We start from the raw sequence: 12,147 nt of genomic DNA on the forward strand, positions 1-12,147 counted from the left end.
GTGTTCAAGAAAGACGATAGACAAAAGTCAAGAGTTAAGCGTCATCTTAGAGTTCGTAAAAAGATCTCTGGTACAGCAGAAAGACCAAGATTAGCTGTATATAGAAGTGAAAAGAACATATATGCTCAAGTAATAGATGATGTTGCAAAAATCACATTAGTTTCTGCTTCAAGCATAGATAAAGCTTTTGAACCAAAAGTAGGAAGCAATAAAGATGCGGCAAAATTAGTAGGTAAAATGATTGGCGAAAGAGCACTTGAAAAAGGAATAAAAGAAGTAGTATTTGACAGAGGCGGATATGTATACCACGGTAGAGTACAAATTCTCGCTGAAGGAGCAAGAGAAGCTGGACTTAAATTCTAAGAGAAGGAGGGAAACACATGAAAATTGATCCTAGCACATTAGATCTTAAAGAAAAAGTAGTTAACATAAACAGAGTTGCTAAGGTTGTTAAAGGTGGAAGAAACTTCAGATTCAGCGCATTAGTTGTTGTTGGAGACGAAAACGGACACGTTGGCGTTGGTATGGGTAAATCTGTAGAAATTCCTGAAGCAATTAGAAAAGGAATAGAAGATGCTAAGAAAAATCTAGTAAACGTGGCTATGGTTGGAACAACTATACCACATACAATTGATGGTAAGTTCGGTACTTCGGTAATACACATAATGCCGGGTGCTGAAGGTACAGGAGTTCTTGCTGGTGGTCCAGTTAGAGCGGTTCTAGAATTATCAGGATTAAAGGATGTTAGAGCTAAGTCTTTAGGTTCTAGTAATCCTAGAAATGTAGTTAATGCTACTATTGATGGTTTAGCGAGATTAAGAACAGCAGAAGACGTTGCTAAATTAAGAGGTAAGACTGTAGAAGAAATTTTAAGATAGGAGGGGAAAACCTTGGCTAAAGTTAAAATAACATTGGTTAAAAGCTTAATTGGTAGAAAGAAAGAACATATTGCTACTGTTAATGCTTTAGGATTAAGAAAAATACGAAAAAGTGTTGAGCACGAGGAAACTCCTCAGATCAAAGGCATGATTAACAAAGTTATATATTTAATAAAAGTAGAGCAAGTATAAAAAAGAGGAGGTGTTGACATGAAACTTCATGAGTTAAAACCTGCGGAAGGTTCAAAAAAATCTCCTAAGAGAATCGGTAGAGGTACTGCTACTGGATGGGGAAAAACTGCGGGAAGAGGTCAAGATGGACAGAACTCTAGATCTGGTGGTGGAACAAGACCAGGATTTGAAGGAGGTCAGATGCCTTTATATAGGAGATTACCTAAAAGAGGTTTTACAAATATTTTTGCAAAACAATACTCTTGTATAAATGTAGATAGACTTAACGTATTCGAAGATGGTACAGAGGTTACACAAGAATTGTTAGTAGAGAAAAGAATCATAAGAAAGATACATGATGGAGTTAAAATACTTGGTAATGGTAATTTAGAAAAGAATTTGACTGTAAAAGTATCTAAACTCTCGAAAGCAGCAGCTGAAAAAATTACAGCAGCTGGGGGAAAAGTTGAGGTGATATAAATGCTATCAACCATACGTAATGCCTGGAAAATTCCTGATTTAAAAAAACGTATGATATTTACGCTACTTATGGTTGTAATTATGCGGGTAGGTATTTTCATTCCTGTTCCCGGTGTAGATGCTAGCAAGTTAGCAAGTTTAACTAGTAATGGAGGAACATTATTTAGTTTTTACGATATGCTTTCAGGTGGTGCATTTGGTAAATTTAGTATTTTCGCAATGGGTGTTGGTCCATACATAAACGCATCTATTATAATGCAATTACTAGTAATTGCAATTCCATACTTAGAGCAACTTTCTAAAGAAGGACTTGAAGGACGTAAGAAAATACAAGATTATACTAGATATGCTTCAATAGTACTAGGAGCTTTGCAAGCTTTTGGTATGTATGCAATTATTGCAGGTACTGGGGCATTTTCGGATACATCTAGTTTAACCATATTTTTAGTGGTACTAACGATGACTACTGCATCAACATTTTTGGTGTGGATAGGTGAACAAATTACAGGTAAAGGTATTGGTAATGGTGTTTCATTGATAATATTTATTAATATTATATCTGGATTACCTGCACTTGCATATAAAATTGCTGGACTTCAAAAGGCAGGCACTGTAAATTTTGTAGAAGTTATATTGTTTGTTTTAATTGCTGTGGCATTATTAGTTGCAGTAGTAATCGCAAGTTTAAGTGAAAGAAGAATCCCAGTTCAATATGCAGGGAAGGCTGTTGGAAACAAAGTTTTCAAAGGACAATCAACACATATTCCTATTGGAGTAAATGCATCTGGAGTTATCGGTATAATCTTTGCAATGTCAGTAATGACATTCCCAGCAACAATAGCACAGCTAAAACCGACATCATCAATTGCAAAATTCATCACAGGAAGTCCTTGGAGCATATTTGAAGCAAATAGTTGGAAATATGCATTGGTGTATTTTGTATTAATAGTATTTTTTACATGGTTTTATACTCAGGTAACATTTAAACCAGATGAAATGGCAGAAAATATGCATAAATCATCAGGTTTCATACCAGGTATTAGACCAGGAGAAAATACGGCAACATATATCGATAGTGTACTTACTAAGGTTTCAATACTTGGAGGAATTTTTGCAGGTGTTATAGCATTGTTTCCTATTATTACAGAAGGTTTTACTCAATTCAAGGGAATATACTTTGGAGGCACAATGTTATTAATTATGGTTAATGTTGGTATCGAAACATTGAGACAACTTGAATCACAATTGGTAATGCGTCATTACAAAGGATTTCTTAAATAAAATAATACCAGGAGATGATACTATGAGAATAATCTTGTTAGGTCCTCCGGGAGCTGGAAAAGGAACTCAAGCAAAATCAATTAGCAACAAGTTCTCCATACCACATATATCAACAGGGGATATATTCAGAAAGAATATTTCTAAAAAAACCCCTCTTGGAATTGAAGCTAAGAGACATATTGATAAGGGACATTTAGTTCCAGATAAATTGACTATAGATATAATTAAAGATAGGTTAGATAATGAAGATTGCAATAATGGATTTTTATTAGATGGTTATCCTAGAACTGTTAATCAAGGTGAAGCTTTAAAAAGTCTATTGGGTGAAAAAGGTATTCAACTTGATGTAGCATTATTAATAAAAGTTCCCAAAGAATTCATTTTAGATAGAATGACTGGTCGTAGAGTGTGTCTTGCTTGTGGTGCTAGTTATCATATTACATTCAATCCATCGAAAATAGTTGGTAAGTGTGATTTATGTGGAAGTGATCTTGTTCAAAGAGCTGATGACACTGAAGAAACCGTTAATGAACGGATAGACATATATGAAGCTCAAACACAACCATTAATAAAGTATTATGGTGACAAGAATTTATTATCAGAAGTTGATGGGACACAAGAAATTAACAGTGTATTTGACAGTATCTGTAGTATCTTAGATGAGATAAAAAAGTAGTAAATACAAAAAAGAATGTGGAAATTTAATTTATGAGAGATGCGGGTAAGGTGGTTTCAGAAACTCTTGCAATAATTAAGAGGTAATAAAACCTAGAATAACCACTGCAGAACTAAATAAATTAGCTGAAGAGTTCATAATAAAACAGGGTGATAAACCATTTTTTAAGGGTTATTGTGGATTTCCAGCGTTCATATTTACATCTGTTAATGATGAAGTGGTTCATGGAATTCCATCTAACCGGGTTTTACTTTAAGGAGACATGATGATATAAATTATGTTCCTGAAATATTAGCATTGAACTAATTGAGGTGAATGATTTGGAGAATAATAGCCTTGTAGGTAAGGTGGTAAATTCTAAAGCGGGCAGGGATATGCACAAAACGTTTATTGTTGTAGGTATACTTAATAATGAATATGTGTATATTTCTGATGGAGAGTTAAGAAGAATAGAGAAACCTAAAAAGAAGAAGGTTAAACATCTAAATTTTACAGGCACTGTAGCTGAAGAAATTAGAGATATAATTTTATCTAAAAAAGATGTTACTAATTCTAAAATTAAAATATTTTTGCAGTCTGCAGATATTGGTAAGGAGGTTTGATTACCTTATGTCAAAAGATGATATAATAGAAATGCAAGGTGTGGTATTAGAAACTTTGCCCAATGCAATATTTCAAGTTGAATTGGAGAGTGGGCATAAAATATTAGCTCATATTTCAGGTAAGTTAAGAATGAATTTCATAAGAATATTACCAGGAGACAAGGTTACAGTAGAACTTTCCCCATATGATTTAACACGTGGGAGAATAACTTGGAGAGACAAGTAATAAGGAGGGTTAGCTATGAAAGTAAGACCATCAGTTAAACCTATGTGTGAAAAATGTAAGGTTATAAAGAGAAAAGGAAGAGTAATGGTTATCTGTGAAAATCCTAAGCATAAACAAAAACAAGGTTGATCGGTTTTATTTATAAGAAGTATTAACATAATTAGTAAATGTAGAGTTAATATTTTAATAATAAATCGTTATTACATCGTTTTAGAAGCTTGAGATGTGATAAAATTATAACAACAATTACGTGGGAGGTGTAAACAGTAAATGGCAAGAATAGCAGGTATTGACCTACCAAGGGAAAAAAGAGTTGAAATAGGTTTAACATATATATTTGGTATAGGGTTAACAAAATCACAGGGGATTATAAAATCTGTTGGGATAAATCCTGATACAAGAGTTAAGGACTTAACTGAAGAAGAAGTTAATGAGTTAAGAACATACATTCAAAAGAATTTTATAATTGAGGGTGACTTAAGAAGAAGAGTTGCATTAGATATAAAAAGATTAATGGAAGTTGGATGTTATAGAGGTATAAGACATAGAAAAGGTCTTCCAGTAAGAGGACAAAAAACTAAAACTAATGCAAGAACAAGAAAAGGCCCTAAGAAAACAATGGCGGGTAAGAAGAAATAGTAAGGAGGGAATAACATGGCTCAAAAAGTTAAAAGAAGTAGAAGAAAAAAAGAAAGAAAAAATGTTGAGCACGGTTGTGCACACATAAAGTCTACTTTCAATAATTCCATCGTTACACTTACAGATGTAGCTGGTAATGCTTTATCTTGGTCTAGTGCAGGTGGATTAGGGTTTAGAGGATCTAGAAAAAGTACTCCATTTGCAGCTCAAATGGCAGCAGAAGCTGCTACAAAAGCAGCTATGGAGCACGGACTAAAGAGTGTTGACGTATTTGTTAAAGGACCAGGAGCAGGTAGAGAAGCGGCAATTAGGTCACTTCAAGCGGCTGGATTAGAAATTACATTAATCAAAGACGTTACTCCAATTCCTCATAATGGATGTAGACCACCAAAGAGAAGAAGAGTTTGATTTATAGTTTATAAAAACAGGAGGTGTAATTTGAATGGCAAGATATACTGGAGCTACTTGTAGACTTTGCAGAAGAGAAGGTATGAAGCTGAACCTTAAGGGTGATAGATGCTTTACAGATAAATGTGCATTTGCCAGAAGAGGCTATGCACCAGGACAACATGGACAAAGTAAGAAAAAAATGTCCAATTACGGATTACAATTGAGAGAAAAACAAAAAGCTAAGAGAATATACGGAATACTTGAAAGTCAATTTAGAAGATACTATGAAAAAGCTGACAAGTTAAGAGGAATAACAGGTGAGAATCTATTGAAACTCTTAGAAGTTAGACTTGACAACGTAGTTTATAAATTGGGTTATGGTAATTCAAGACAAGAAGCTAGGCAACTAGTAACTCACGGACATTTCTTAGTTAACGGTAAAAAGGTAGATATTCCTTCTTACAGTTTAACAGTAAATGAAGTAGTATCTGCATGTGAAAAAAGCAGAGCTACTGAGAAGTTTAAGGTTTTCCTTGAAAACCCTAAAACCTTACCAAATTGGTTAGAAGCTAACTTAGAAAAATTTGAAGGAAAAGTTTTAGCAATACCAACTAGGGAAGATATAGATGTTCCTGTTAATGAAACGTTAATCGTCGAATTATACAGTAAATAGTCATCAATATAGAATCAGTTGCCCTCATAATAGGTTGCCAATTAAAAAAGGGAGGGTTTATATGTTGGAAATAGAAAAGCCAAAAATAGAATGTGTAGAAACAGCTGAAGATGGTTCTTATGGTAAATTTATAATTGAACCATTGGAAAGGGGTTATGGTATAACTTTAGGTAATGCATTAAGGAGAATTCTTCTTTCTTCTTTACCTGGAGTTGCTACAACAGCAGTTAAGATTGATACAGTACTTCATGAATTTTCCACAGTTAAAGGTGTTAAAGAAGATGTTACAGAGTTAATTCTAAACATCAAAAGCTTGGCACTGACAATGGAGGGAGAAGGTCCTAGAACAGTATATATTGATGCTAAAGGACCGGGAGTAGTTACTGGAGCAGATATTAGCACTGATGGAGATGTAGTGGTAGTTAATAGTGATTTGCATATAGCAACATTGGATGACGATGCTAAATTATATATGGAACTAACTGTTAATAAAGGTAGAGGATATGTGTCTATGGCTAAAAACAAGACAGATGAATTGCCAATAGCTACAATACCAGTTGATTCAATTTATACTCCAGTTAAAAGAGTGAATTTTACTGTTGAAAACACAAGAGTAGGCCAAATTACTGATTATGATAAATTGACAATTGAAATTTGGACTAATGGAACAATTAGACCAGATGAGGCTATTGGTTTATCAGCTAAAATTCTTATTGAACACTTTAAATTGTTTATGACATTAACAGATCATGCTGATAATGTTGAAATAATGGTTGAAAAAGAAGAAGATAAGAAAGAAAAAGTTCTTGAAATGACTATAGAAGAGTTAGATCTTTCAGTTAGAAGTTATAATTGCTTGAAAAGAGCTGGAATTAATACAGTTCAGGAACTAACAGAAAGATCAATGGATGATATGATGAAGGTTAGAAATTTAGGTAAGAAATCACTTGAAGAAGTTGAACAAAAACTTCAAGCTTTGAGTTTGAACTTAAAACTAACTGAAGAGTAAGGAGGAAAATATATGGCAATGTACCGTAAATTAGGACGCGCCACTGATCAAAGAATTGCAATGTTTAGAAGTCTTGCAACTAATTTGTTGAAGTATGGTAAGATCGAAACTACAGTAACTAGAGCAAAAGAAACTAGAAAGTTTGCTGAAAGAATGATAACTCTTGGAAAAAGAGGAGATCTTCATGCTAGAAGACAGGCACTTGCATTCATTACTGAAGAAAGCGTAGTTAAAGATTTATTTGATAATATTGCACCCAAATATGCTGAGAGAAACGGCGGATATACTAGAATCATGAAAATGGGTCCAAGAAGAGGCGACGCAGCAGAAATGAGTATAATAGAATTAGTATAGTTTGAGCAAAGGGGATTAAGTTGGAACAAACTTAATCCCCATTTTCTTATTAATATTTAATTGATTTTGGAAAGATTTCTACTGAAGTTGTAATTAACTAATTTAGTAGATTTTAATTTTATCATATTTATAAACGTTGGGAGTGACACTTATGGGTGAAAAAATGGTTATATGTAATAAACTTGTTTATAAGTACCCGCAAAGTGAAGGCGAGGAACCTAAGGTGGCTGTAGATGGATTAGATCTAGAGGTTAATATGGGTGAATTTTTAGTGGTACTAGGCCATAATGGCTCAGGAAAATCAACTTTCGCTAAGCATATAAATGCACTACTAATACCAACAACCGGGGAAATTTATGTGGATGGATTACAAACATCTGTAGAAGCTAATTTATGGAAGATTAGAAATGTAGCTGGTATGGTATTTCAAAATCCAGATAATCAAATTGTTGCAACCATAGTAGAAGAAGATGTAGCATTTGGTCCAGAGAATTTAGGATTAGATCCTAAGGAAATTAGAAAAAGAGTGGATGATGCTTTAAAAAGTGTACATATGTACGAATATAGAAAACATGCTCCACATTTACTTTCGGGTGGTCAAAAACAAAGAGTGGCGATTGCAGGCATTCTTGCTATGATGCCAAAATGCATTGTTTTCGATGAACCAACAGCGATGCTTGATCCATATGGAAGAAAAGAAGTTATGAGAACTATAAAAAAGATAAACAAAAATTACGGGATAACAATCATTCTAATAACTCATAATATGGAAGAAGCAGTAGAAGCGGATAGAATAGTAGTTATGGATAGTGGTAAAATTGTAATGAACGGAAAACCAAAAGAAATATTTAAGAATGTAGCTACTATGAAAAAAATAGGTTTAGATGTTCCGCAGGTAACAGAGCTTGCGTATGAACTTAGACAGAATGGTATTAATATAGAATCTGGTATACTAACTATAGATGAGATGGTGAATGCATTATGTCAATTAAAATAGAAAATTTAACTTATATATATATGCCAAAAACTCCTTTTGAAAAAAAAGCTATAGATGATGTATCTATAGAAATAAAGCAAGGAGAATTTGTGGCACTCATTGGGCATACAGGCTCTGGTAAATCGACCCTAATTCAACATATAAATGGGTTACTAAAACCAACATCGGGTACGATTTTAGTAGATGATATTGATATAACGAAAAAAAAAGTGAAATTAACAAGTATAAGAAAAAAAGTTGGATTAGTATTTCAATATCCCGAATATCAACTTTTTGAAGAAACTATTGAAAAAGACATTTCATTTGGACCACGAAATTTAGGTCTAGATAATGATGAGATAAATAGAAGAGTTCAAAGCGCCATGAAAATTGTTGGACTTGATTATGGAGAATATAAAGATAAGTCACCTTTTGAGATAAGTGGTGGTCAAAAGAGAAGAGTAGCTATTGCAGGAGTAGTAGCTATGGAGCCAAGGGTATTAATTTTAGATGAACCAACCGCAGGACTTGATCCAAAAGGAAGAGATGATATCTTAAATAAAATTGTTGAGCTTTATAAAGCAAACAATATGACTATAATTTTAGTATCACATAGTATGGAAGATGTAGCTAAAGTTGCAAATAGAATTTTAGTAATGGATAAAGGAAAATGTATCTTAGATGGAACACCTGAGAAAATTTTTAGAGAGATAGATACATTAGAAAGCGTTGGGCTTGCAGTACCACAGGTAACATATTTAATTAGGGAACTTCGTAATAGAGGATTTGATTTATCTCAAGATATATTTACCATAGAAAAAGCTAAACAAGAGTTGCTTAAGATACTCAATAAAGAGTAATGTAGCTCTTTTGCTTGAATAAAAATCATATTTGGAACCGTAATATGTTCTTTTTACAGCGTTTGGAGGAATTTGTATGATCAAAGATATTACAATAGGACAATATATACCAGGAAATTCTTTTATACATAAGTTAGATCCAAGATTTAAGATATTAATATCTATATTATTTATTATTGACCTATTTCTAGTTAATAATTTTATAGGCTACTTATATGTACTTATATTTATTTTAGTCACAATACTAATTGCAAATCTATCTGTAAAGTATATTTACAATGGCTTAAAACCTATTTTAGTTTTATTACTTATTACGGCAATACTAAATATTTTTATGACTGGGGGAAATGGAAGTCTTCCACTTATTCAATGGCATTTTATAAAAATTTATAAAGAAGGTTTAATTATTGCCGCGTTTATGATTATTAGACTAGTTTTTTTAATTATGGGAACATCTATATTAACACTTACAACATCGCCAATAGAACTAACTGATGGCATAGAGAGCCTCCTTAATCCATTTAAAAAAATAGGTGTGCCAGCTCATGAGTTAGCAATGATGATGACTATAGCATTAAGGTTTATTCCGACGTTAATGGATGAGACTGATAAAATAATGAAAGCACAAATGGCCAGAGGTGCTGATTTTGAATCTGGTAATTTAATAAGCAGGGCCAAAAGTTTAATTCCTATTCTAGTACCTTTATTTATAAGTTCTTTTAGGCGGGCGGATGAATTAGCGATGGCTATGGAATCTAGATGTTATAAGGGGGGAGAAGGAAGAACTAGAATGAAGCAACTAAAAGTAACTAAAAGAGATTATATTGCAAGTTGTTCATTTATACTACTGTTTGTCATTACTATTGTTAGTAGAACATAATATTCTGCTAAAATACAAAGGGTTGTTAAATCCTAGGTATAAATAGAAAGGGGCGTGATGTAGTGAGAAACATTAAGATTATTATAGAATACGATGGAACAAATTACTCAGGATGGCAAAGACAAAATAATGTTATGACTATTCAAGAAAAAATTGAGAGCGCTATAGAGGAACTTACACGCGAAAAAACCCAGATTACAGGTTCTAGTAGAACTGATGCCGGAGTTCATGCTAAGGGTTATACAGGTAACTTTTATACTAATAGCAAAATAATGATAGAAAAATTCACAGGAGCTATTAATAGTAAGCTCCCAAGGGATATTGTTATTTTAAATTCTTTTGAAGTTCCATATGAGTTTCACTCACGGTATAATAGTATAGGTAAAATGTATAGCTATACTATAATTAATAGGCGAGAGGCTATTGCAGTAGGACGTAATTACATATATCAACATAGGCGAATATTGGATGTAGAGGCTATGCAACTAGGGGCTGAGTATTTTATAGGTACCCATGATTTTTCTGCTTTCAAAAATTTGGGAAGCTCTGCAAAAACTTCAGTAAGAACTATTTCTAGGTTAGATATTGTAAAGAATGAAGAGTTTATAAAAATATATGTTGCTGCTGATGGATTTCTATACAATATGGTTAGAATAATAGTTGGAGCATTAATCAGAGTTGGAGAAGAGAAAATAAAACCAAGTGAGATTAAAGATATAATTGAGTCGAAACAGAGATCAAAGGCTGGAAAATCGGTTCCAGCGAATGGATTATGTTTAGAAGAGGTTTTTTATTAAAATAAAAGTAATAAAGTTGTAATATGCTTATGTAAAAGCATTGACACACCCGGTAGAATGTATTATACTTATAAATGTTTGTATAAAATATCGTGTATAAGATCCACTAGCCCCGGATCTTTAGCATAGAGTTTTAATTGTTAAAAGTTCAGGGAGGGAAAATAATGAAATCATACTTAGCAAAACCACTAGAAGTAGAAAGAAAATGGTTCGTTGTAGACGTAGAAGGAAAAGTTTTAGGAAGAGCAGCTAGCCAAATAGCTTCAATATTAAGAGGAAAACATAAACCAACATTTACACCATCTGTAGATACAGGTGACTTTGTAATTGTAATTAATGCTGATAAGATAGTTTTAACTGGTAAGAAATTAGACCAAAAAATGTTAAGACATCATTCTCATTATCCAGGTGGATTAAAAGAAGTTCCATATAGAATTGCACTAGCTAAAAAGCCTGAGTTCATTTTTGAAGAGGCAGTTAGAAGAATGCTTCCAACGGGACCATTAGGTCGTCAAACACTTAAAAAAATGATTGTTTACAGAGGACCAGAACATAAGAACGAAGCTCAAAACCCAGAAGTACTAGTACTTAAATACTAATTAGATTCGAAGGGAGGATATATAATGGCAAAAGTTCAATATATAGGAACAGGAAGAAGAAAGACATCAGTTGCTAGAGTAAGACTTGTACCTGGAGAAGGTAAAATTACTATAAATAAAAGAGCTATAGAAAACTACTTTGGATTAGAAACTTTAATTCTTATAGTTAACCAGCCGTTAGTATTAACTGGAACTAAAGATAAATTTGATGTTTTAGTTAATGTTAATGGTGGCGGATACACAGGTCAAGCTGGAGCAATAAGACATGGTATTTCTAGATCTTTATTAAAAGCTGATTTGAATTTAAGACCAGAACTTAAAAAAGCAGGATTTTTAACAAGAGATCCTAGAATGACAGAAAGAAAGAAATACGGTCTTAAAAAAGCAAGAAGAGCATCTCAATTTTCAAAGAGATAATAATAGCAAAGTTGAAAACCCTACAAACATTTATGTTTGTAGGGTTTTTTAGTGTGCCCGGCATGGGCGTTTACTCGTCGGTGAAAGTCCGATACGGGGGCCGATAGTGCTAACCGTTAGCTTAAGATAAGGGTGTCCACCGTGAGGTGGAATCTGAAGGAAGTCGGCAGCAAAACTCTGGTCTGACGAACAGAAACTACATATAAGGCATATGCTTGTGGGTAAGTTTGCTAAACAAA

At 33.2% G+C, this 12,147-nt stretch carries 21 protein-coding genes; all 21 read left to right on the top strand.

The genetic code is table 11. The features are described from left to right. The 21 genes from rplR to rpsI all read left to right on the top strand — a co-directional run bounded on the left by rplR (position 1) and on the right by rpsI (position 11,908). Positions 1 to 363 (top strand): 50S ribosomal protein L18, encoded by a 363-nt coding sequence (gene rplR, locus KPL37_RS10600; protein ID WP_216149115.1) that lies wholly within the window; start codon positions 1 to 3, stop codon positions 361 to 363. Positions 364 to 380: 17 nt separating this feature from the next. Continuing rightward, on the top strand, positions 381 to 878 hold the full coding sequence (rpsE, locus tag KPL37_RS10605) for a 30S ribosomal protein S5 (RefSeq protein WP_216149117.1): 498 nt from the start codon (positions 381 to 383) through the stop codon (positions 876 to 878). Between the two features lie 12 nt (positions 879 to 890). After that, positions 891 to 1,070, top strand: coding sequence for a 50S ribosomal protein L30 (rpmD, locus tag KPL37_RS10610; RefSeq protein ID WP_216149119.1), 180 nt, complete (start codon positions 891 to 893; stop codon positions 1,068 to 1,070). Between the two features lie 18 nt (positions 1,071 to 1,088). Beyond that, complete coding sequence (rplO, locus tag KPL37_RS10615; RefSeq protein WP_216149121.1) at positions 1,089 to 1,529, top strand: 50S ribosomal protein L15; 441 nt, start codon at positions 1,089 to 1,091, stop codon at positions 1,527 to 1,529. After that, the gene (secY, locus tag KPL37_RS10620) at positions 1,530 to 2,810 is read left to right on the top strand and encodes a preprotein translocase subunit SecY (RefSeq protein ID WP_216149123.1); all 1,281 of its coding nucleotides are present in this window, start codon (positions 1,530 to 1,532) and stop codon (positions 2,808 to 2,810) included. A gap of 22 nt (positions 2,811 to 2,832) precedes the next feature. Then, a complete protein-coding gene (locus KPL37_RS10625; RefSeq protein ID WP_216149125.1) occupies positions 2,833 to 3,486 on the top strand; it encodes an adenylate kinase in 654 nt (217 codons plus the stop codon). 139 nt (positions 3,487 to 3,625) lie between these two features. Further along, positions 3,626 to 3,742, top strand: a complete 117-nt coding sequence (locus KPL37_RS19730) for a hypothetical protein (protein WP_343216252.1) — start codon at positions 3,626 to 3,628, stop codon at positions 3,740 to 3,742. A 55-nt stretch (positions 3,743 to 3,797) separates the two neighbouring features. Further along, positions 3,798 to 4,088 carry a KOW domain-containing RNA-binding protein gene (locus tag KPL37_RS10635; protein WP_343216250.1) on the top strand — a complete coding sequence of 97 codons (291 nt, stop codon included), beginning with the start codon at positions 3,798 to 3,800 and terminating at the stop codon, positions 4,086 to 4,088. Positions 4,089 to 4,095: 7 nt separating this feature from the next. Continuing rightward, positions 4,096 to 4,314, top strand: a complete 219-nt coding sequence (infA, locus tag KPL37_RS10640; RefSeq protein ID WP_125002904.1) for a translation initiation factor IF-1 — start codon at positions 4,096 to 4,098, stop codon at positions 4,312 to 4,314. A gap of 15 nt (positions 4,315 to 4,329) precedes the next feature. Further along, complete coding sequence (gene rpmJ / locus KPL37_RS10645) at positions 4,330 to 4,443, top strand: 50S ribosomal protein L36 (protein ID WP_021122033.1); 114 nt, start codon at positions 4,330 to 4,332, stop codon at positions 4,441 to 4,443. A gap of 141 nt (positions 4,444 to 4,584) precedes the next feature. Further along, the gene (gene rpsM / locus KPL37_RS10650) at positions 4,585 to 4,953 is read left to right on the top strand and encodes a 30S ribosomal protein S13 (RefSeq protein ID WP_216149128.1); all 369 of its coding nucleotides are present in this window, start codon (positions 4,585 to 4,587) and stop codon (positions 4,951 to 4,953) included. Positions 4,954 to 4,968: 15 nt separating this feature from the next. Continuing rightward, positions 4,969 to 5,361, top strand: coding sequence for a 30S ribosomal protein S11 (rpsK, locus tag KPL37_RS10655; RefSeq protein WP_216149130.1), 393 nt, complete (start codon positions 4,969 to 4,971; stop codon positions 5,359 to 5,361). Positions 5,362 to 5,395: 34 nt separating this feature from the next. Beyond that, the gene (rpsD, locus tag KPL37_RS10660) at positions 5,396 to 6,016 is read left to right on the top strand and encodes a 30S ribosomal protein S4 (RefSeq protein WP_216149132.1); all 621 of its coding nucleotides are present in this window, start codon (positions 5,396 to 5,398) and stop codon (positions 6,014 to 6,016) included. A gap of 61 nt (positions 6,017 to 6,077) precedes the next feature. After that, a complete protein-coding gene (locus KPL37_RS10665; protein ID WP_216149134.1) occupies positions 6,078 to 7,025 on the top strand; it encodes a DNA-directed RNA polymerase subunit alpha in 948 nt (315 codons plus the stop codon). 12 nt (positions 7,026 to 7,037) lie between these two features. Continuing rightward, positions 7,038 to 7,379, top strand: a complete 342-nt coding sequence (gene rplQ, locus KPL37_RS10670; protein WP_216149136.1) for a 50S ribosomal protein L17 — start codon at positions 7,038 to 7,040, stop codon at positions 7,377 to 7,379. 151 nt (positions 7,380 to 7,530) lie between these two features. After that, the gene (locus tag KPL37_RS10675; RefSeq protein WP_216149138.1) at positions 7,531 to 8,376 is read left to right on the top strand and encodes an energy-coupling factor transporter ATPase; all 846 of its coding nucleotides are present in this window, start codon (positions 7,531 to 7,533) and stop codon (positions 8,374 to 8,376) included. Continuing rightward, positions 8,361 to 9,215 (top strand): energy-coupling factor transporter ATPase, encoded by an 855-nt coding sequence (locus tag KPL37_RS10680; protein ID WP_216149140.1) that lies wholly within the window; start codon positions 8,361 to 8,363, stop codon positions 9,213 to 9,215. Before KPL37_RS10675 ends, KPL37_RS10680 begins: the two co-directional genes overlap by 16 nt. A 76-nt stretch (positions 9,216 to 9,291) precedes the next feature. Further along, a complete protein-coding gene (locus KPL37_RS10685) occupies positions 9,292 to 10,095 on the top strand; it encodes an energy-coupling factor transporter transmembrane component T family protein (protein ID WP_216149142.1) in 804 nt (267 codons plus the stop codon). Between the two features lie 62 nt (positions 10,096 to 10,157). Further along, positions 10,158 to 10,892, top strand: a complete 735-nt coding sequence (gene truA / locus KPL37_RS10690) for a tRNA pseudouridine(38-40) synthase TruA (RefSeq protein WP_216149144.1) — start codon at positions 10,158 to 10,160, stop codon at positions 10,890 to 10,892. Positions 10,893 to 11,056: 164 nt separating this feature from the next. Next, on the top strand, positions 11,057 to 11,491 hold the full coding sequence (gene rplM / locus KPL37_RS10695) for a 50S ribosomal protein L13 (RefSeq protein ID WP_216149146.1): 435 nt from the start codon (positions 11,057 to 11,059) through the stop codon (positions 11,489 to 11,491). A 24-nt stretch (positions 11,492 to 11,515) separates the two neighbouring features. Beyond that, complete coding sequence (gene rpsI / locus KPL37_RS10700) at positions 11,516 to 11,908, top strand: 30S ribosomal protein S9 (RefSeq protein WP_216149148.1); 393 nt, start codon at positions 11,516 to 11,518, stop codon at positions 11,906 to 11,908. Positions 11,909 to 12,147: the final 239 nt, after the last annotated feature.

Source organism: Clostridium frigoris, from assembly GCF_018861865.1.
In the GTDB taxonomy this organism is placed as follows: domain Bacteria; phylum Bacillota; class Clostridia; order Clostridiales; family Clostridiaceae; genus Clostridium_AD; species Clostridium_AD frigoris.